Origin of the sequence: Luteibacter sp. (assembly GCF_035539195.1) — a bacterium.
In the GTDB taxonomy this organism is placed as follows: Bacteria; Pseudomonadota; Gammaproteobacteria; order Xanthomonadales; family Rhodanobacteraceae; genus Luteibacter.
The window spans coordinates 1-21058 of the sequence record NZ_DATLIW010000007.1; the positions used below are offsets into that span (position 1 = coordinate 1).

The window sequence follows — 21058 nt, forward strand, 5'->3', positions numbered from 1 at the left end:
ATCGTCGTGAGAGACCTTGGCGTCCACCCTCGAGGCGAGTTCCGCACAAGTGGAGCGGCCGTAGGCCAAATAGGTACATGGGCCGCGGTTAGCGGCCTTTCCTTGTCGAACGCGGAGGACCTGTCTGAGCAGCGAGGGTGGACGCCAAGGTCTCCCCGCGAAACGCCCAAGTGTACAAAGCGACGGCGCAGCCGAGCCCGCGATGCCGAAGGCGAGCGAGGTGCAAGGTGCGAAAGAAGGCCCGGCATGCCCAGCACCCGACCCCGGTAATCCGCGAAGAACCTTTTTTTTTGCCTGCGTCTCGGCGGGCACGGCCGCTCACGGCGCCCCTCTCGTGGGCGCCGAGCCTTTGGCGTTCCCTGCACGCGCCCAGGGCGATCCTCGACCTCCCCGAGGCTCGAGGATCGCCCCATGGCCCGTCCCATCTGGACCGGAACCCTGTCGTTCGGCCTGCTCAACGTGCCGATCCGGTTGATGTCCGGCGAACGGCGCAGCGACATCCACTTCCGCATGCTCGACCAGCGCAGCAATACGCCCGTGCGCTACGAGCGGGTCAACGCCGATACCGGCGAAGAGGTGCCCTGGAAGGACATCGTCAAGGCCTTCGAGTACCAGAAAGGCAGCTATGTCGTCCTCGAAGAGGAGGACATCAAGAACGCCGCCAGCGATGCCCACGAAACCGTGGAGATCGATACCTTCGTGGACGCCGGGCAGATCGCTCCCGCCTACTTCGAGAAACCGTACATCCTGCTGCCGGCGAAGAAGGCCGAAAAGGGCTACGTGCTGCTCCGCGAAACCCTGAAGAAGACCGGCAAGATCGGCATAGCGCGCGTGGTCATCCGCACGAAGGAGTACCTTGCCGCCGTGTTGCCGCAGGGCGATGCCCTGGTCCTCAACATCCTGCGTTACGAATCGGAGATCGTCGATGCCGACGACTTCGAACTGCCGGGCAAATCCACGGCCGACTACCGCATTTCGCCGCGCGAGATCGACATGGCCAAGGATCTCATTGCGTCGATGTCGAGCGACTGGAAGCCAGGCGATTACCGCGACGATTTCCGCGACAAGCTGCGCGCGGCGATCGAGAAGCGGCTCAAGAGCAAGGGCGTCACCGCGACCATCGAGGAAGACGACCGCACGCCGGAGAACGCCACCACCAATGTCGTCGACTTCATGGCCCTGCTGAAGAAGAGCCTCGGCGCGAAGACGCGCACGCCGGCGAAGAAAACGACCGAAGCGACGAAGAAGGCCGCGAAGTCGGCGCCGACCAGAAAGGCGGTGGCCAAGAAGGCGCCGCCCAAGGCGTCGGCGGGCAAGGGCGCGGCGAAGGGATCGCCGGCGAAGACGGCATCGCGCAAGGCGCCGGCGCGCCGCAAGGCCGGCTGAGGCCATGCAACCGCTTATCGTCGACGGTATCGCGATCTCCCATCCCGACCGGGAGGTCTTCGGCCAGGGCGGACCGACCAAGGGCGATGTCGCCACGTACTACGAAGCGGTAGCACCGTTGATGTTGCCGGAGCTTCGCGGCCGCCCCTTGTCGGTCGTGCGTTGTCCGCGTGGCACGAGCGGGGCCTGCTTCTTCCAGAAACATCACGCCGATGCCCTGGGCAAGCACGTCAAAGCCGTGTCACTGAAGGAGAAGGATGGCGCCGACGCCCAGTACCTGTATGTCGACGACGTGGAGGGCCTCCTCGAGCTCGTCCAGATGAATGCGCTGGAGTTCCATCCCTGGGGAGCCCGCGTCGACAACCCCGACCAGCCCGACCGGCTCATTTTCGACATCGATCCGGCCAAAGGCGTGGACTGGAAGACCGTCGTCGCCTGCGCGCGAGATATCCGCGAGCGACTTCAGGCGAACGGGCTCGAAAGCTTCGTACGCGCTTCCGGTGGCAAGGGACTGCACGTGGTCGCCCCGTTGCGGCGCGGGCCGTCCTGGGAGGCCGTGAAGGCGTTCTGCGAAGGGATGGCCGATGCCATGGTCGCGGATGCGCCAACGCGCTACATCGCCGAAGCGAGCAAGGCCAGGCGAGAAGGCCTGATCTTCATCGACTGGCTGCGCAATACGCGCGGAGCCACGAGTGTCGCGGGATGGTCGTTGCGTGCCCGCCCGGGAGCGCCGGTGGCGATGCCGCTACGCTGGGAGGAAATCGCACGGCTGAAAACGGGTGGGGCATTCGACGTGAAGCGTGCGTTGAAGCGCGCGGCAAGCCTCGAGGCGGACCCCTGGGAGGGCATCGCGAGCCTCGAGCAAACCTTGCCCACGTAAGGCTGGCCGGACTCCCGCCATGCGGGAATCCGGCCGCGACGCTTACTTCGACTGCGTCCGGCGCAGCGAAGCCATCACTTCGTAGCAAGCGCCCATCGTGTGGTAGTCGGTCTTGCCTGCGGGGCTCTTCTCGTCGTCGTACTTGTCGTTCTTGCGCGTGAGGATGCGATACCAGGCGCCGTACGTGTGATCGACGAAGTGTTCCCAGCTGTATGCCCAGATTTTCTGGTACCACTGGTCGTACTTGGCATCGCCGGTGGTCTCGAACAGCAGCTGCGCCGCTGCCAGCGATTCGGCCTGGACCCAGAAATACTTGTCGTCGTCGCAGACGTCGCCTTCCGGCGAAAAGCCGTAGGCAATGCCGCCGTACTGGTCGTCCCAGGCCTTGGCGAGCGCCTCATCGAACAGATGGCGAGCGGTGGGCACCAGCCAGTCCTTGTGCCTGGGCGTACCCTTGGTATAGCGCTCGAGCATCATCAGCAACTTCGCCCATTCGGTCTGGTGACCCGGTTGGAAACCCCAGGGGCGGAACAGGTGCTTGGGATTGTCGAGGTTGTATTCCCAGTCGATCGTCCAGTCGCTGTGGTAGTGCTCCCACACCAGCTTCTGCGGGGTCAGGCCGGCCTGACGCTGGGTCATGTGCTCGGCGAGCAGCAGGGCGCGGTCGAGGAAGCGATCGTCCTTCGTGGCTTCCCACGCGGCGATCATCGCCTCGGTCATGTGCATGTTCGCGTTCTGGCCGCGGTAGCCGGTGAAGTTCCAGTCCTTGTCGGCTTCGTCACGGTACAGGCCCGGGCCCGGCTCCCAGTAACGCTGCTCGAGCAGGTTCCAGATCTCTTCCATCCAGCCGCGTGCTTCGGCGATGCCGACTTTCACGCCGCAGGAATAGGCCAGCAGCATGAAGGCCAGGCCGTAGCAATGATTCATCTGGTCGTCGCGCTTGCCGTCGGCGATCGTCCAGGCGTAGCCGCCGGTCGCCGGATTCAGATGAACCTCACGCAGGTACCTCAGACCGTGCAGCGCGAGATCCTTGTCTTCCGGCTTCTTGAATTCCAGGTAGGCCATGGCGTGGTTGAACACGAAGCGCGTGCTCGACACCAGGTGACGATGGCCGCGGTCGTAGACCGAGCCGTCGTCCTTGAAGTACTGGAAGAAGCCGCCGGCGGGATCGACCTCGTTCGGCTTATAGAAAGCCATGGTCTTGGCGACATGGTCGCGCAGTACATCGACGTTTTGAAAATCGGGGAGGGGGTAGTTCGTCATGCGTGCTTCTCCATGAAGGCCCTGACTTCGGCCTGGTCGGGAATGGCAGTAAACGAGCCCTTGCGGGTGGCGGTGATCGCACCGCAGGCTGCGGCGAATCGGATCAGGTCGTCGAGGCGCGCCGTATCGTCGACCAGGGCATCGAAGCGGGCGGGTGTGACGTGTTCGGCGTCCAGCCGTGCAAGAAGACCGCCGACGAAAGCGTCGCCCGCGGCCGTGGTATCCACGGCTTCCACGGCGTAACCCTTTACCGTGCCGTGGGCAGCGCGGGAGAACCAGCGCATCGGCTCGGCCCCGTCGGTGACAAGCAACAGGCGCGCCTTGCCACGCCAGAGACGCTCGAGGACGGCGTCGTCGGAACCGGCGCCAGCATGGATGAAGGCGAACTCTTCCGCGCTGAGCTTGATCACGTCCGCTTCGGACAGCGCTTCCCACAGGCGGGGCAAGGGTGCCTCGCTGGCGGGCCAGAGAGCCGGGCGCAGATTCATGTCGAAGCTGACCAGCGCACCGGCGGCACGTGCGCGCCGCATGCCCTCGATCGTCGTCGCGGCGATCGCCGCTTCGGTGAGCGAGTTGGAGCAGACGTGGAAAATCGAGACGTCGTCGAACGCTTCCTTGCGGAAGTGTTCGGGACGGAACAGCAGGTCCGCGGCGGGCGGACGATAGAAACTGAAGCTGCGGTCGCCCTTATCGTCATGGGCGACGAAGGCCAGGGCGGTGCGTGCCTCGTCGGTACGCGCGATATCGACCGTACCGACGCCAAGCTCGGTCAGGCTCTTGAGGAGGAAATCGCCGAACATGTCGCGTGCGAGCATGCCGGCAAAGCGGGCGTGGGCGCCCAGGCGTGCCGCGGCGACCGCGACGTTGGCCGGCGCACCGCCGGCAAAGGGAACAAAGGCGGGAGGCTGACCGGCGCCGCCCTGGGGCTGTGCGTGAAAATCGATCAGCGCCTCGCCGAAGCAGAGGATGGAAGACATGCTGCGGCCTGTCCTTGGGGCAAGAAAATGCTACACGACGGCCGGCGCGAGGCCGGCCGTCGCCATGGGGCTTAACGCGCGACAGGCACCGAACGGACCTTCGAACCACTGAGGCCGTAGAACACGATGTAGGCGTAGCAGATGAGCGGGATGAAGAACGCGTGCTGCAGCCCGATCTGGTCGGCGACGACGCCCTGGATCCAGGGAATCAGCGCGCCACCGACGATGGCCATGATCAGCAGGCTCGAGGCCTTGCCGGTCAGCGGACCCATGCGCTCGATACCGAGCGAGAAGATCGTCGGGAACATGATCGAGTTGAACAGGCCGATGGCGACGATGCTGTACACGGCAACCGTGCCCGACGTGACCATGGTCGTGATGACCAGCAGCATGTTGATCACCGCGAACGCGGAAAGCAGCTTGCGCGGCGAGAACCGGGCCAGCAGTGCCGAGCCGATGAAGCGGCCGACCATCGCGCCACCCCAGTAGAACGCCACGTGGCTGGCGGCGATCTCACCCGACATGTTGCCGATTTCGGGCAGCTGCAGGTAGTTGATCATGAAGCTGCCGATCGACACTTCGCCGCCGACGTAGAAGAAGATGCCGAGCACGCCGAAGAACACGTGCGGGGTCTTCAGCGCATCCATCAGCGAGTGATGGCTGTCGTCGGCCTTCTCGGTGGTCTCTTCCAGTGCCGGAAGCTTGAACAGGTACACGCCGACGGCGAGCAGCACCAGCACGATGGCCAGGCCGATGTACGGGCCCTGCACCGACGACGCTTCATGGGCGCGGTAGGTGACTTGCTCCGCCGCCGAAAGCTTGGCGATGTCCGCGCTGCTCTTGACCGCGTTGGACAGGATCAGGAAGCCGCCGAAGAACGGGGCGAGGAAGGTGCCGAACGAATTCAGCGCCTGGGCCAGGGTGAGGCGGCTGGAGCTGGTCTTCTCGGGGCCGAGCAGGGCCACGTACGCATTGGCCGCCACCTGCAGCACCGTGATACCGGTAGCCAGGATGAACAGCGCGCCGAGGAAGAACGGGTACAGGCGCATGCCGGCGGCCGGCCAGAACAGCGCCGCGCCGATGCCGGCGACGATGAGGCCGACGACGATGCTCTTCTTGTAGCCGAGCGCGGCGACGATCCGGCCCGCCGGCAACGACATGATGAAGTACGCGCCGAAGAAGGTGAACTGGATGAGCAACGCCTGAGCGTAGTTCAGTTCGAACACGGCCTTGAGATGAGGGATCAGGATGTCGTTCAGGCAGGTCAGGAAACCCCACATGAAGAAGATCGTGGTCATCACGCCAAGCGCGAGCGGGAAGTAGGTGTAGCGGGTGTCGCCGGCGCCCGTCGAATTCGACGAGTTGGGCAATGGCGTGGAAGCGGTGGCCATGGGGCGCTCCAATGGTGGTTTCAGGGGGAGGACGGCGGGCAGCTGCTTTCGCGAACGACCAGCCGGACGGGCGCGATAGTGGAAGCCGTGTCCGTCTCGGGATTACGAAGTCTTTCCAGGATGAGTTCGGCACTGCGCCGACCCAGGCCGCGCGGATCGACCGCGACGGTGGTCAGGGGGGGCACGCATACCGAGGCCTCGGCGACGTCATCGAAGCCGGTCAGGGCGAAGTCCTCGCCCGGGCGACGGCCCCGCTTTGTCAGACCAAGCATAAGGCCCAGCGCGACGGCGTCGTTGTAGCAAACCGCCGCCGTGGGGGCGGGATCGCGCGCGAACAGCGCGCCTGTCTGGCGTGCGGCTTCGAGGCGGGTGGGGGCGCTTTCGATCATCCAGGCGGGATCCACCTTGAGGCCGGCTGCGCCCATCGCCTTGGCATAGCCGCGGCGACGCTGTTCCACCGAGCTGGATTCTCGGTGTCCACCGAAGAAGGCGATGCGCTGGTGGCCAAGGCCGATCAGGTGCTCGGTGGCGAGGAGGGCGCCGTGCTCGTTATCCATCTCGAGGGTGTCCCAGCGATGGGTGCCATCGTCGTCGGGCAACTCGCGGTTGAACACCAGCAGCGGCGTATGCATGCCGACGGCGGCCAGTACCCGCTCGCCCTCGCTGCCCTCGGCCGGCGAAAGAATGATGCCGGCCGGGCCATGCTCGACCAGGGAGTTGAGCACGGCCTGCTGGCGCTCCGGCGATTCGCCGGTATTGCCGAGCAGGGTGACGTAGCCCGCACTGGCCAGGGCCTCGTCGGCGCCGGCGGCGAATTCGGCGAAGAAGGGATTGCCCAGGTCGTTGACGACCAGACCGATGCTGGAGGACGTACGCCGGCGCAGGTTGGCTGCGGCACGGTTGTAGACATAGCCCTGGCGCTTCAGCTCGGCCTCGACCCGCGCGCGGGTCGCCGAGTTGACCAGGGGGCTGCCACGCAACACGAGCGACACGGTGGCCCGCGAAACATCGCAACCCAGAGCGATATCGGCGAGCGTGACCTTGCGGCGCTGCGGGGTGATCCTCGGCATCATGGCTCCTTCAAACGATCTAAACCGGGCGATCATCGCGCGCCGGCGAAAGGGATGCATCACGCACTGCAACATGCGAGGCTGCGGCATCTTTGCTACTTTCGGTCTGTTTGTCACGATCCAAATGTTCGTGACCACTCGTAACGCGTCCACCCGAGGGGAACCACCGATGTCCAGTTCCATCCGTTTGCGCCGTGGCCTGCTGGCCGCCGCCCTGTGCCTCGCCCTGCCGGCGCTCGCTGCCGGGGCCTCCCGCGACAAGGCTGGCTCGTCCGCCTACGCGGCCGTCGACCCGATGATCGGCACGGGTGGCGACGGTCATACTTTCCCCGGCGCCGCTGTCCCGTTCGGCATGATCCAGCTCTCGCCGGATACGGCGATGCCGGACGTCAAGCACGCGTACAAGTGGGCCGCCGGGTATCAGTACGGAGACTCGAGCATTCTCGGTTTTTCCCATACGCACTTCTCCGGCAGCGGCCATTCCGACCTGGGCGACGTACTCGTCATGCCCATCGCCGGCGACGTGAAGCTGGATCCCGGCTCCCCCGAACAGCCCGGTAGCGGCTACCGCTCGCGGTTCGACCACAGGAGCGAGAAAGCGGAGGCAGGGTACTACGCCGTCACGCTGGCCGACTACGACGTCCGCGCCGAGCTGACCGTGGGCCAGCGCGTGGGCTGGCACCGCTACACCTTTCCCAAGGGCAAGCCGGCCCACCTGCTGCTCGACATGCGTCCCAGCATCTACGACTACGAGGGCAAGGTCCTTTGGTCGAGCCTGCGCGTCCGTGCCGACGGGACCGTCACCGGTGGACGCACCACGCGCGGCTGGGCACCGGGTCGCCAGCTGTACTTCGCCATGCGCTTCAACCAGCCCATGGCCTCGCGCAGCCTGAAGAATCGCGAGACCGGCGTGCCGTACAAGGGTTTCAGCGGCCCGGGCAACCGGGCCGAGGATGTCGATGCGATGACCGGGCGCGCGATCGAAGGCGTGTTCGACTTCGGCGACCTGTCCAAGCCCCTGATCGTCAAGGTGGCGGTCTCCTCGGTGAGCGAGGAGAACGCCATCGCCAACCTCGACAAGGACGGCGAAGGCTTCGACTTCGATACGCGCCGTGCCGAAGCCCGGCAGAGCTGGGAGAAGGCGCTGTCGACGGTCGACCTCGTGGCACCGGCGGACACCCGCAAGAACTTCTACACCTCGCTCTACCACGCGATGATTTCGCCCAGCCTGTCGATGGACGTCAACGGCCAATACCGTGGTCCGGACAACCAGGTGCACACGGCCAAGGGTTTCGATTTCTATTCCACCTGGTCGCTGTGGGACGTGTATCGCGCGCAGCAGCCGCTGACCACCCTTCTGCAGCCGGCCAAGAGCAACGACTTCGTCAGTTCGCTGATCGCCGCACGCCAGTCCAGCCCGTTCGGTATCCTGCCGATCTGGGCCTACCAGGGCATGGAGACCTGGTGCATGATCGGCTACCACGCCGTGCCGGTGATCGCCGATGCCTATATGAAGGGCATCCGCGGTTACGACGCCAATGCGGCGCTCGAGGCGATGGTGGCCAGCGCGACCTATGGTCCCTATGGCGGCCTCGACGATTACATGAAGCTCGGCTACGTGCCGATCGATCGCCAGCCGGAAGCCGCGTCGAAGACGGTCGAGTACGCCTTCGACGACTGGTCGCTGGCCCAGATGGCCAAGGCCATGGGCAAGGACGATGTCGCCGCGACCTTCAGCAAGCGCGCGGGTAACTGGAAGAACAGCTTCGACACGAAGACCGGCTTCCTGCGCGCGCGCAAGAGCGACGGCAATTACCGCGAACCGTTCGATCCCTCGTCGGCGGGCTACGGCAGCGACTACACCGAAGGTAATGCCTGGCAGTATTCCTGGTACGTGCCGCAGGACGTGGCCGGCCTGATCCAGGCACTCGGTGGCAAGGAAGCCTTCGTCAAGAAGCTGGATTCGGTGTTCGACGCCAAGGTGGACCCCAAGTCCTTCGCCCATGTGGAAGACATCACCGGCCTGATCGGCTGGTATGCGCACGGCAACGAGCCGAGCCACCAGGTGGCCTACCTGTACGACTATGCCGGGCAGCCCTGGAAGACCCAGGAACGCCTGGTGCAGATCATGCGGACCCAGTACACGCCGACGCCGACCGGCCTGGTCGGTAACGACGATCTGGGCCAGATGTCGGCCTGGTACATCTTCACCGCGCTGGGTTTCTATCCGGTCGCGCCGGGCAGCAACCAGTACGTGATCGGGCGCCCCTTCATCGAGAAGGCCACGCTCAACTTGCCGGGCGGCAAGCACTTCGTCGTCTCGGCGGACCATCTCGACGCGAAGCATCCGTACGTGGGCAAGGTGACCCTCAATGGGCAGCCGCTGGACCGTACCTTCGTCCGTCACGAGGAAATCGTCGCCGGGGGAGAACTGCATTTCACGATGCAGGCCCAGCCGGCGAAGGACTGGGGCCAGACGCCGGCCTCGCTGCCGTATTCGATGACGCCTTCCGCGCCGTAGGACCCGTCACAGGGCCTTCACGGACCCTTGGGCATTAAGCACGACTCCATCTGGACGGGTGCGCCTTTCCCTATCCGTATCCGCCGCCCCACGGGGCGGCGAGCGGGACAGGGGGCGCACCCGTCATCGTGTCCGAGGTCCTGTCATGCCGAATCACCGAAGCGGGGCGCACGGCGTCTACAATGAGGGTCCTTCAAGGGCAGGAATCGTCACGGGGATGACCACAGCATGATCTTCCGTACCGGATGGCGCTGGCGACTCGCGGGGCTGCTCGCCGCCGTGCTCGTCATCGTCGCCCTGCCTTATGTGGTCACCCGCTCGAGTTCCGAGGATGCCCTCAACTCGCGCGACTGGGTCACCCACACGGCGGACATCAAGGCCACCGTGTACCGGATCGATGCCATCCTGCGGAGCGGCGAGGCCGCGGTCTACACCCGCGTGGCCGGGGCGCCCGACGCGCCGGACCTGGCCGTGCGCATCGAGGCGCCGCAAAAGACGCTCCCTGGCCTGATCGCCAGCCTGCGCGAAATGATGCGCGACAACGCTCAGCAGCTCACGCGCCTTGGCGGCCTGGAATCGATCGCCAACGGGCGCATCCGCATGTTCGACAAGGCCATGCAACAGCTGCAGGCGGGCGATCGTGCCGCCGCGTTCGACACCATGGAAGATTCGCGCCGCCTGTTCCCGTTTCGCGAGCAGGTCAAGGAAATCCTCGACGAGGAATCGAAACTCCTCGATATCCGCCGGCAGACCGCGCAGGACCTCGCCGCGAGCAATCGCATCGTGCTACTGGTGGCGGCGCTGGCACAGATCGCGCTGCTCGGCATCGTCGTCTTCGTTTCCGAACGTCAGATTGCGATCCGTCTTGCCGCGGAGTCCCGCGTCGCCCAGGCCGTGCAGCGCTCGCAGCTGATCGTGCAGGCCGTGCGCGAGCCCATTGCCATGCTCGACGGCCAGTTGCGGATCCTGCTGGCCAACGCCGCGTTCGCCGAGGTCTATGGGTACGACAGCGAGAAGGACCACAACGCGCCGCTGGACGCCATCGGTCATGGTGCCTGGAACGACACGGCCCTGCGGCAACGCCTTTCGGACGTCCTCACACGCGATCGCGAGCTGTGGGATTACGAACTCACCCAGCGCACCGTGGACGGCATCGATCGCTTCGTGGTGATCAACGCGCGTCGTATCGAGCAGCCCGAAAGCACGGCGCCGGCGCTGCTGCTCACGGTCAGCGACATCACCGCGCGCGCCCTCGTCGAGCAGAAGGTCAGCGAACTGAACCGCCAGCTGGAAGGCAAGGTGGAGCAGGTCTCCGACGTCAACCGCGAGCTCGAAGCCTTCAGTTATTCGGTCTCGCACGACCTGCGCGCGCCCTTGCGACATATCTCGGGGTTTGCCAGCAAGCTGGAGGCCCAACTCGGCGACAAGGCCGACGAACGTTCGCGTCACTACATCGACGTGATCAGCAGCTCCTCGCGGCGCATGGCCCAGCTCATCGACGATTTGCTGGTCTTCTCGCGCCTTGGCCGCGGCGCCCTGCGCCTGCAGCCGGTGGACATGCAGTCCCTGGTCGAGGAGGCGCGGGCGCTGGTCGAGACCGAGGCGAGCGACCGCCGTATCGACTGGAAGGTCGCGCCCCTGCCGATCGTGATCGGCGACGAGAACATGTTGCGCACTGTCTGGCAAAACCTGCTCGGCAATGCGGTGAAGTACACCGGCAATCGTGAGCGAGCACAGATCGAGGTGGCACTCGATCGGACCCCGGCCGGCGACTACGAGTTCTCCGTACGCGATAACGGCGCCGGCTTCGACATGCAGTACGCCGGCAAGCTGTTCGGCGTGTTCCAGCGGCTGCACCGTGCTTCGGAATTTCCCGGCAACGGCATCGGCCTTGCCAATGTACGGCGCATCATCGCGCGCCATGGCGGCCGCACCTGGGCCGAAGGCGAGCCCGATAGCGGCGCTACTTTCCATTTTTCCTTGCCGGCCTCGGACGTCCCGGGCTCCAGAATGGGTGACACATGAACAAGCGCGACCTGCGCACGATCCTCCTCGTCGAAGACTCGATGGCCGATGCCGAGATGGCTATCGACGCGCTTCGCGAAGCCAAGCTCGCCAACCCCGTGGTCCATGTGGAGGATGGCGTGGACTGCCTGGACTGGCTGTATCGGCGTGGCCAGTACACCGACCGTCCCGAAGGCGACCCCTCGGTGATCCTGCTCGACATCAAGATGCCGCGCATGGATGGCCTGGAAGTCCTCAAGCAGCTGCGTACCGAAGAGAAGTGGAAGCGGTTGCCGGTGGTGATCCTGTCGTCCTCGCGCGAAGAGAGCGACCTGGCACGTAGCTGGGATCTCGGTGTGAATGCCTATGTGCTGAAGCCGGTGGACGTGCAACAGTTCTTCACGGCAGTACAGACGCTTGGCCATTTCTGGGCCGTGCTCAACCAGCGCCCGGACGGCGAGTAACCAGTCAACCAAGGGCGCACGAGCAAAAGCATGGGCGGGCACGACAACAAAGTCAGAATCCTTCAGGTCGAGGACAATCCCCTCGACGCCGAACTCGTATTGACCGAGCTCGACCAGGATGGACTGGCATACGAGGTATTGCTGGTCGACGACGAGCCGGCGTTCACCGAGGCACTCGACAGCTTCGAGCCGGACATCGTGTTGTCCGACCTGAGCATGCCCTCCTTCAGCGGCGAACGCGCGCTGCAGATCCTTCGCGAGCGCAGCGCGGAGATTCCTTTCATCTTCATCTCGGCAACGCTGGGCGAAGAGGCCGCCATCGTGGCGCTGCGCAACGGCGCTACCGACTACATCCTCAAGCAGAACACCGCACGCCTGGCCTCGGCTGTGCGCCGCGCGCTCCGTGAAGCCGAAGAACAACGCGCTCGCGCCCGCGCCGAGCTCGAGCTGATTCGTGCGCAGCGCTTCGAGAGCCTCGCCCTCCTGGCCGGAGGCCTCAGCCACGACCTGCGCAACCTGCTGCAACCCCTGCTTCTCGCCGGCGACACGCTGGAGGACTACGCGGACGATCCGCGGCTGGCGCGTCTGGGCACGCTCGTACGCGACTGCGGTCGTCGCGGCCTCGAGATGGTCTCCTCGATGCTCTCGTTCGCCCGCGGCGCACGCCGTGCGGAGCAGGTACGCCTGGGGGCGCTGCTCGAAGCCCTGAAGCTGCTCATGCAGGGGAGCGTGCCGCGTTCGATCGAAATGAACGTGGACATCTTCGACGCCGACGTCGCCTTCGAAGGCAACCACACCGAACTGCAGCAGTGCCTGCTGAATCTCTGCCTCAATGCCATCCAGGCCATGCCGGACGGTGGCCACCTGAAGGTCGAGACCGCGCAGACGAACCTGCCCGCGGATTTCTTCATCGAAGGCGAGCAGCCCGCGCCGGGACGTTATCTGCGCCTGTCGGTGATCGACACCGGTTCAGGCATGACGCCCGATGTGCTGCAACGCCTGTTCGAGCCCTTCTTCACCACGAAAGAACTGGGTACGGGTCTGGGCCTGCTTTCGTGCAAACGTATCGTGGCGAGCCACGGTGGCCTGATGCGTGTGCGCAGCAAGGTCGGCGAAGGCACGCAGTTCCATCTCTACCTGCCACTCAATCCGGAAGACGGTGCCGACGCCGAGCCGTTGGTGATGGAGTCGGGCCTGCAGGGCGAAGCCGAGCGCGTGCTCGTGGTCGTCGAGGAAGCCGTGCAACTATCGCTGCTGGCCGACACGCTGGATGCCTACGGTTACCAGGCGGGCGCCAGCCAGAGCGGCACGGCCGCCTTGCAGTGGATCGAGGCCCATGGCGTGCCCGACCTCGTGGTCATGGATGCCGACATGAACCTGTTTACGGGTGTGCGCACGCTCGCTGCCTTGCTCGACCACGGTTATACCGGTGCGGTGTTGCTGCTCGCCCGCCCTGACAAGCCTCTGAATCTCGACGAACTACCCCAGTTGGATCACCTCTACGTGCTCGAGAAGCCGATCCAGTCTCGCGCATTGTTGCGGAAGGTCCGTGAGGCGCTCGAGGCGAGCGAGGGGAAAGGCGTCTGAAGACGATTCTGCTGGCCTGCCTCGTGTGGGCGAGTGCGTCGGCCGTGGCGGCGGACGCACCTTTGCTCCACCAGGCCGCGTCGGCACCCGTCGAGGCGCACGTGCCATTCGCTCCTTCGCCCTTTAACGGTAGCGATGGCCACCAGCATCTTGCCTACGAGGTGCAGGTCACCAACGTGTATGGCGACACGGGTACGTTGCGGCCGCGATCGCTGGACGTTCTCGACGAGAACGATCGTGTGCTCCTGCACCTTGACGAAGCCGGTATGGCTGCCGCGATCAGGCCCGCGCCCGAGGACGGCAAGCCGGCCGGGATCGCCGCCGGCAAGCGCGGCACCCTTTTCGTATGGATCACGCTACCGGCAGGGGCGCCACCGCAGACGCTTCGTCACCGCATCGTATTCACCGATGAGAAGGGGCGGACCAGCCGCGTCGATGGCGTGTCGGTGACCGTATCCGACCGCACCCCACTGCATCTGGGCGCGCCGTTGAAGGGCGGTCTCTGGCTGGCGCACGAAGGGCCGGGCAACGCGCATTCCCATCACTGGGGCAGCCTGGTCGCGGTAAACGGCACGTTGACGATTCCGCAGCGTTTCGCCATCGACTTCGTCGGTATCGACAAGCGGGGGCGCGCGTTCAAGTCGGTGAAGGATATCCACGCCACCACCTACGCCGACTGGTTCGGCTATGGCGCCGACGTGCTGGCGGTGGCTAGTGGCACGGTCGTCGCCGTGCGCGACGGTCAAGACGAGCATAAGCCGCTGGAAGGCCAGCCCGAACCGGCCTCGCTCTCGCTAGACGGCCTGTTCGGCAATTACGTAGTGATCGACCTGGGTGGAGGCAACTTCGCCGGCTATGCGCATCTCAAGCGGGGAAGTGTCTCGGTGACACTGGGTCAGACGGTTGCGCGCGGGCAGGTGATCGGTGCGCTGGGGCAGTCCGGCAACTCCGCCGCACCGCATCTTCATTTTCAGATGGCCAACGCCGCGACCTTCGAGGGCGCCGAGGGTGTGCCGTATGTCTTCGACAAGGTCGACAGCTTCGGGCCGGAAAGCGAAGGGCAGTTGTTCGGCATCGGCGATCGCTGGCAACCGGCGAAGATCCGCCATGGGTTCGACCAGCTTCCCTTGAGCGATACCGTGGTGAGCTTCCCCCGGTAAGCGTACATAGGTCTGTTTTTTCAGAATCCTTCCATATCGAGGTCGACTCTCTCCACGTAACGTCAACCGAGACGTGTTTCCGGCTCGCCGTGAAACATCCATCGAGGCGTGGAGGGACGCGATGTACCCGGATCACAGTAAGAAAGCGGAACACATCCGGCGACGCATGGTGCGCAACACGCGCATCGCCGGCTTTATCGGCGCATCGCTGGCGCACTTCGCGGCATCGGCGCTGTTGCTCGGCTTGCAAACCTCATGCGCCGTACCACCGTGCGTCGGCGGCATCCGTTTCGAGATGTTCCGCGCCGTGATGCACGTTCCTCTTTTCATCACCCCATGGCTGGGTCTTCCGTCGCCCGATCACTATTACGAGCGGGATCCGATGCTGGGCGCCTGGTTACTGCTCAACGCCTTGCTGGCTGTCGCACTGTACTGGGCAGTGGGGATCGCCGCGCATCGGGGGTATCGCCACTGGAAGGCCCGGCGGTGGGAAAAGTGTCTGGCAGCCCAGCGGGCGCGATCGTCCGGACCGTGAGCCGGGACGCCTGGCGCGTCCCGGCTGTTGGGGATCAATCGATCCCGAGTTTCTTCAGCTTGTAGCGCAGCGCGCGGAAGGTGATGCCAAGCTTCTTCGCCGTCGCCGTCTTGTTGTAGCGAGACTCTTCAAGCGCCTTGATGATCGTGTCGCGCTCGATGTTGGAGATGTAATCCTCCAGCGAGCCGTCGGTAGCCGCGACACGAGGGGCAGGTGCGCCTGCATTCGCAGCGACGGCATCCGGCGCGCCCGGCGGTGCGATCGCCGGCGACGCGGAGGCACTGCGCTGCGGTAGCATAAGGTCGTCGGCCTCGATCGTGTCGCCTTCGCACATCGCCATGGCGCGCTCGAGGATGTTCTCGAGCTCACGCACGTTGCCGGGAAAATGGTAAGCCTCCAGCGCGGCAAGCGCATCGGCGCGCAGGCGGCCCGGCGATCCACCGGATTCCGAGGCCAGCTGGCGCAAGATGAACTCGGCGAGGGCAGGCACATCGCCGCGTCGTTCGCGTAGCGGCGGCACGCGCAACTCGATCACGTTGATCCGATAGAACAGATCCTGTCGGAACAGGCCTTCCTCGACCAGCGCGGCGAGATTCTTATGTGTGGCGGAGAGGATGCGTACGTCGACCGGAATCTCGTCGCGTCCACCGATCGGGCGGACCGCCTTCTCCTGGATCGCGCGGAGCAGTTTTACCTGCATGTGCAGCGGAAGTTCGGCTACTTCGTCGAGGAACAGGGTGCCGCCCTGGGCGGCCTGGAAGAGGCCCTCCTTGTCCGCGTGGGCGCCGGTGAAGCTGCCCTTGCGGTGGCCGAAGAACTCGCTCTCCATCAGCTCGGAGGGAATGGCGCCGCAGTTCACCGGCACGAAGGCACCGGCCGCGCGCGGGCCGAGTTCGTGGATGAGCCGGGCGACCAGCTCCTTGCCCACGCCCGATTCGCCACCGATATACACCGGAGCCTGGTTACGGGCGAGCTTGGCGATCTTCGAGCGCACTTCAGCCATGGCCGGCGAGTCGCCGATCAGACGGTCGGCACCGGGGGCGCCTTTGTTGCCGGCTTCGGCCCTGCGTTCTTCGGAAAGCTTGAGGGCCGTGCGCACCAGCCGGCGCAGCAGGTGGATGTCCACCGGCTTGGAAACGAAATCGAAAGCACCGGCCTTGAGGGCGTTGACGGCCGCGTCGACGTTGCCATAAGCGGTGATCATCGCCACCGGCATGTCCGGATGGTTGGCCGCGATCAGCTCGATGATTTCCTGGCCGCTGCCGTCAGGTAGCCGCATGTCGGTGAAACACAGGTCGTAACGACGATTGGCGAGTGCGCTCCGCGCTTCGTTGACGCTCCCCACGGCGTCGACGTCGAGTTCCATTCGACCGAGGGTGATGGTCAGCAATTCACGGATGTCCCGCTCGTCGTCGATGACCAGAACGGTCTGCTTGCTCATTGGGTCCGAAGGCTTCGGTGAATGTTCCCAATGTAACCGTCTGGGCGGCGCGAGCAAAGGGCGCCGTTCACGCTCTGGCCGCCACGGGGGCTGCCGAGGCGCTGCGCGCTGGCGGGGTGAGGCTGATCCGGAAGCAACTGCCACCGCCCGCCACGCGGACGTACTCGAGGGCGGCCTGGTTGGCCTCGGTCATCTGCCTGGCCAGATACAGCCCCAGCCCGGTGCCGTATTCGTGCGTCGTAAAGAACGGCTCGAAAATCTGCGCGGCGACCTTGGGCGGGATGCCCGGCCCGCGGTCGATGACCTCCAGGATGGGGATGCCAACCTCGGAATGACGGGCCACGAGCATCACGCGGGCCGGCTCGCCGGGCAGGCGGCCGTAGCGCAGGGCGTTCTGCACCAGGTTCCAGATCACCTGCTGGAGGTGCTGGGGATCGGCCACCGCGGCCACGGGCTCGCCGCCGGAGACGGCGCGCAGGATGTCCGAGCCCAGATCGTTACCCTGGCGGTACTCGGTGACGAAGTGGTGCACCCACTGGCTCAGGTCGAGGGTTTCCGGCCGCGAGCGCTCGCGGCGCGATAGCTGCAGGATGTTCTCGATGATCTCGTTGAGGCGGGAACAGTGGTTGTTGATGATCTCGACCATGCGCAGGTCGGTATCGTTCATATCGGTGGATTCGGCGAGCAGCTGCGCCGAGTAGTGGATCGCCGCGAGCGGATTGCGGATTTCGTGGGCGATCGACGCCGACAGGCGTCCCAGCGAGCTCAGCGTGAGTTCCTCGGCGCGGCGGGACACCAGCGAGGTGTCGTCGAGGAAGATGAGGACGTGGGAGTCGTCGTTCGGCGCCAGGCGCGAGAAGCGTGGGATCACTTCGGGCGTGCCGTCGGCCAGCATGGTGGCGCTCTCGTCCAGCTTGCCCGAGGTACGCCAGTGGTACAGGCGTCGGGAGAGTTCGGGGGCCAGCGTGCCGAGGTCGCGCTGGTCGGCCGAGGGGTTGCCCATCAGCATCCAGGCAGACTCGTTGAGCTGGTGGATGCGGTTGCCCTCGTCGACCAGCAGCACGCCGGTCTTCATGCGGCGAATGATCAGTTCGTTGACCTGGGACAGGTTGGCCAGGTCGATCCCGCGCTGCTCGGCCAGGGCTTCGGAAGCGCGGATGTTCCGTCCAAGCACATAGCAGAGCGACGTACAGGCGAAGTAGGCGGCGCCGAACAAGCCGTACTCGGCCAGCTCGCGATCCGACGAACCGGCATCGACCAGGCCGAAAAACGAGTGGCCCAGCATGCCCAGTGTCGCCAACGCGGCGAAGAACATCGACAGCCGGAACGGCAGCAGCAAGGCGCCCGTCGCCAGATTCACCGCCAGCATCATCGCCACGCCCATGCGCACGTCGTGCATCAGCACCAGGGCGAGCAGGGCCGCGGCGATGTCCAGCGAGAGGCCGATCGAGACGATGAGCACAGGGCGGCTCAGCGACTGCCGGGTGCGCGTGACCATGACCAGTGCGGCCAGCAGGTAGGCCAGGGCGAACAGCCGGGCGAACACGGGCTCGGGCAGGCTTGGCCAGGCCAGGTGCTCCGGATGGAACGCCAGCGCCGTGTAGACCGCCGCCTGTCCAAGGCGGAAGTAGTTGAAAAAGAACAGTTCGTGACGTGCGGTGGCCAGGCTTGCGCTGGGCCTGGCGGCTGGCGTCGACGCGGGAGTGGACACGTGGTTACTTCTCCGCCGGGGCCCCCGGGGCCTGGATGACCCCCAGTATAGGTGTCGGCGCTGCCGCGGCAACTCGCCTCCCGGCCGTGCAGGCCGGGCCGCGAGGGGCGTCGCGCCGCCAATGCGGCAGCGCCCCTTTCCATCCGGAGCGCCTTCCGGGAAAATACGCGGCCGTATTGCGTGAAACTTGCGCAGTCGCTCCATCCCCCCATCCCCGTGCGAGCCGTTCACGGCCTGCACGCGTCCACATGTTTTTCCCGTTCGCTCGAGGTATCGAATGAATTTCCACGAGTACCAGGCTAAAGAACTGTTCGCCAAGTACGGCATCGCCGTGCCGCCGGGCAAGGTTGCCAACTCTCCCGATGCCGCTGTCGATGCCGCCAAGCACCTTGGTGGTTCGCAGTGGATGGTCAAGGCCCAGATCCATGCCGGCGGTCGCGGCAAGGCCGGTGGCGTCAAGTTCTGCCGCAGCCTCGATGACGTCCGCGCCGCCGCCAAGGGCATGCTCGGCACGAACATGGAAACGTACCAGTCCGCCGGCCGTGCGCTGCCGGTGAACCTGGTGCTGGTGACCGACGCGACCGATATCGCGAAGGAACTGTACCTCTCGATCCTCACCGATCGTGACACCAAGTCGATCTCGTTCATCGCTTCCAAGCACGGCGGCGTCGACATCGAGCAGGTGGCCGCCGAAACGCCCGAAGACATCCACACCTTCCAGGTGGACTTCGTCGAAGGCCTGCAGCCGTACCAGTGCCGCGAACTCGGGTTCAAGATGGACCTGAATCCGAAGCAGGTCGGCCAGCTCGTCAAGATCATGCTTGGCCTGTACAAGCTGTTCAACGAGAAGGACCTCGCCCTGGTCGAGCTGAACCCGCTCGCCATCCTCGAAGACGGCAACCTCGCCGCCCTCGATGGCAAGGTCAACTCCGACGACAACGCCGAGTTCCGTCACGCCGACCTCGCGGCGATGCGCGACCTCACGCAGGAAGACGCCGCCGAAGCGGCCGCCGTCCAGCACAACCTCAACTACGTCACGATGGACGGCACGATCGGCTGCATGGTCAACGGCGCCGGTCTGGCGATGGCTACGATGGACGTGATCAAGCTGGCGGGCGGCGAGCCGGCCAACTTCCTCGACGTCGGCGGCGGTGCCACCAAGGAGCGCGTCTCCGAGGCGTTCAAGCTGATCCTCTCCTCGGACAAGGTGAAGGCCATCCTGGTCAACATCTTCGGCGGTATCGTGCGCTGCGACCTGATCGCCGAAGGCATCATCGCCGCGGTGAAGGAAGTGGGTCTGCAGATTCCGGTGATCGTGCGCCTGCAGGGCACGAACGTCGATGAAGGTCGCAAGCTCCTGGCCAACTCGGGCCTGGCGATCACGCCGGCCGACGATCTTAACGATGCGGCCCAGAAGGCCGTGGCCGCAGCGGCCTGAGGAGCATATTCAAATGAGCGTCCTGATCAACAAGAACACCAAGGTCCTCGTCCAGGGTTTCACCGGACAGCAGGGCACCTTCCACGCCGAACAGGCGATTGCATACGGCACCAAGGTCGTCGGCGGCGTCACGCCGGGCAAGGGTGGTTCCGAGCACATCAATCTGCCGGTCTTCAACACCGTGCGTGACGCGGTCGACCAGACCGGTGCCGACGCATCGGTGATCTTCGTGCCGCCTCCGTTCGCTGCCGACTCGATCCTCGAAGCCATCGCCGGTGGCATCAAGATCATCGTCACGATCACCGAAGGCATTCCGGTGCTCGACATGATGCGCGTAAAGAACGTGCTCAAGTCGCACCCGGACGTCGTGCTCGTCGGTCCGAACTGCCCGGGCGTCATCACTCCGGGTGAGTGCAAGATCGGCATCATGCCGGGCCACATCCACAAGCCGGGCAAGGTCGGCATCGTCTCGCGTTCGGGCACCCTCACCTATGAGGCAGTGTTCCAGACCACGAACGAAGGCCTCGGCCAGTCCACCTGCATCGGTATCGGTGGCGATCCGATCAACGGCCTGAACTTCATCGACTGCCTGAAGCTGTTCCAGGACGACCCGCAGACCGAAGGCATCATCATGGTCGGCGAAATCGGTGGCAGCGCCGAGGAAGACGCGGCCGAATTCATCAGCCAGTACGTCAAGAAGCCGGTCGTCTCGTTCATCGCCGGTGCCTCGGCGCCTCCGGGCAAGCGCATGGGCCACGCCGGCGCGATCATCTCCGGCGGCAAGGGCACGGCGGAAGCCAAGTTCGCCGCGCTCGAGAAGGCCGGCGTGACCACGGTCAAGTCGCCGGCCGACCTCGGCAAGACCCTCGCCGGTCTGATGAAGTAAGCCTCACTCGCTTCGGCGTGTGTCGACGAAACCGCGGCCTTCGGGCCGCGGTTTTTTTATGGTTCTTCGCGGATTACCGGGGTCGGGCGCTGGGCATGCCGGGCCTTCGTTCGCACCTCGCCGATGGCTCGCCTTCGGCCTCGCGGGGCTCGGCTTCGCCATCGCTTTGTACACTTGGGCGTCTCGCGGGGAGACCTTGGCGCCCACCCTCGCTGCTCAGACAGGTCCTCCGCGTTCGACAAGGAAAGGCCGCTAACCGCGGCCCATGTACCTATTTGGCCTACGGCCGCTCCACTTGTGCGGAACTCGCCTCGAGGGTGGACGCCAAGGTCTCTCACGACGAT

General features: G+C 65.2%; 16 protein-coding genes. 10 read left to right on the forward strand and 6 right to left on the reverse strand.

What is annotated here, in order from left to right:
* Positions 1–411: 411 nt before the first annotated feature.
* Together VM621_RS02100 and ligD are read left to right on the forward strand one after the other, a co-directional pair.
* Positions 412–1386 carry a Ku protein gene (locus VM621_RS02100; protein WP_325467339.1) on the forward strand — a complete coding sequence of 325 codons (975 nt, stop codon included), beginning with the start codon at positions 412–414 and terminating at the stop codon, positions 1384–1386.
* A gap of 4 nt (positions 1387–1390) precedes the next feature.
* Complete coding sequence (gene ligD / locus VM621_RS02105; protein ID WP_325467340.1) at positions 1391–2266, forward strand: non-homologous end-joining DNA ligase; 876 nt, start codon at positions 1391–1393, stop codon at positions 2264–2266.
* A 42-nt stretch (positions 2267–2308) separates the two neighbouring features.
* Here the strand turns inward: ligD and VM621_RS02110 are convergent, their stop codons facing one another.
* The 4 genes from VM621_RS02110 to VM621_RS02125 form a co-directional block, all read right to left on the reverse strand.
* Positions 2309–3529, reverse strand: a complete 1221-nt coding sequence (locus tag VM621_RS02110) for an AGE family epimerase/isomerase (RefSeq protein ID WP_325467341.1) — start codon at positions 3527–3529, stop codon at positions 2309–2311.
* Positions 3526–4506: a carbohydrate kinase gene (locus tag VM621_RS02115; RefSeq protein WP_325467342.1), complete on the reverse strand. Its 981-nt coding sequence runs from the start codon at positions 4504–4506 to the stop codon at positions 3526–3528. Before VM621_RS02115 ends, VM621_RS02110 begins: the two co-directional genes overlap by 4 nt.
* 71 nt (positions 4507–4577) lie before the next feature.
* Positions 4578–5804, reverse strand: coding sequence for an L-fucose:H+ symporter permease (gene fucP, locus VM621_RS02120; RefSeq protein ID WP_325467353.1), 1227 nt, complete (start codon positions 5802–5804; stop codon positions 4578–4580).
* 113 nt (positions 5805–5917) lie between these two features.
* Positions 5918–6967 (reverse strand): LacI family DNA-binding transcriptional regulator, encoded by a 1050-nt coding sequence (locus tag VM621_RS02125; protein WP_325467343.1) that lies wholly within the window; start codon positions 6965–6967, stop codon positions 5918–5920.
* 169 nt (positions 6968–7136) lie between these two features.
* Here VM621_RS02125 and VM621_RS02130 point away from each other — a divergent pair, with 169 nt between their 5' ends.
* From VM621_RS02130 to VM621_RS02155, 6 genes are all read left to right on the forward strand, one after another.
* Complete coding sequence (locus tag VM621_RS02130) at positions 7137–9488, forward strand: GH92 family glycosyl hydrolase (RefSeq protein WP_325467344.1); 2352 nt, start codon at positions 7137–7139, stop codon at positions 9486–9488.
* Between the two features lie 228 nt (positions 9489–9716).
* On the forward strand, positions 9717–11513 hold the full coding sequence (locus VM621_RS02135) for a sensor histidine kinase (RefSeq protein WP_325467345.1): 1797 nt from the start codon (positions 9717–9719) through the stop codon (positions 11511–11513).
* Positions 11510–11956, forward strand: a complete 447-nt coding sequence (locus VM621_RS02140) for a response regulator (protein WP_325467346.1) — start codon at positions 11510–11512, stop codon at positions 11954–11956. The genes VM621_RS02135 and VM621_RS02140 overlap by 4 nt, the downstream gene beginning before the upstream one ends.
* 30 nt (positions 11957–11986) lie before the next feature.
* Entirely contained in the window at positions 11987–13543 is a 1557-nt protein-coding gene (locus tag VM621_RS02145; RefSeq protein WP_325467347.1) for a response regulator, read from the forward strand.
* Positions 13544–13644: 101 nt separating this feature from the next.
* Positions 13645–14703: a M23 family metallopeptidase gene (locus VM621_RS02150; RefSeq protein WP_325467348.1), complete on the forward strand. Its 1059-nt coding sequence runs from the start codon at positions 13645–13647 to the stop codon at positions 14701–14703.
* A gap of 121 nt (positions 14704–14824) precedes the next feature.
* Positions 14825–15238 (forward strand): hypothetical protein, encoded by a 414-nt coding sequence (locus tag VM621_RS02155; RefSeq protein WP_325467349.1) that lies wholly within the window; start codon positions 14825–14827, stop codon positions 15236–15238.
* A gap of 34 nt (positions 15239–15272) precedes the next feature.
* Here the strand turns inward: VM621_RS02155 and VM621_RS02160 are convergent, their stop codons facing one another.
* Both VM621_RS02160 and VM621_RS02165 read right to left on the reverse strand, forming a co-directional pair.
* Positions 15273–16679, reverse strand: coding sequence for a sigma-54 dependent transcriptional regulator (locus VM621_RS02160; RefSeq protein ID WP_325467350.1), 1407 nt, complete (start codon positions 16677–16679; stop codon positions 15273–15275).
* Between the two features lie 67 nt (positions 16680–16746).
* On the reverse strand, positions 16747–18390 hold the full coding sequence (locus VM621_RS02165) for a HAMP domain-containing sensor histidine kinase (RefSeq protein ID WP_325467351.1): 1644 nt from the start codon (positions 18388–18390) through the stop codon (positions 16747–16749).
* Between the two features lie 277 nt (positions 18391–18667).
* On the opposite strand from VM621_RS02165, the gene sucC reads away from it, so the two are divergent.
* Positions 18668–19828 (forward strand): ADP-forming succinate--CoA ligase subunit beta, encoded by a 1161-nt coding sequence (gene sucC / locus VM621_RS02170; protein ID WP_325467352.1) that lies wholly within the window; start codon positions 18668–18670, stop codon positions 19826–19828.
* Between the two features lie 13 nt (positions 19829–19841).
* Positions 19842–20714: a succinate--CoA ligase subunit alpha gene (gene sucD / locus VM621_RS02175; protein ID WP_036137555.1), complete on the forward strand. Its 873-nt coding sequence runs from the start codon at positions 19842–19844 to the stop codon at positions 20712–20714.
* Positions 20715–21058 lie beyond the last annotated feature (344 nt).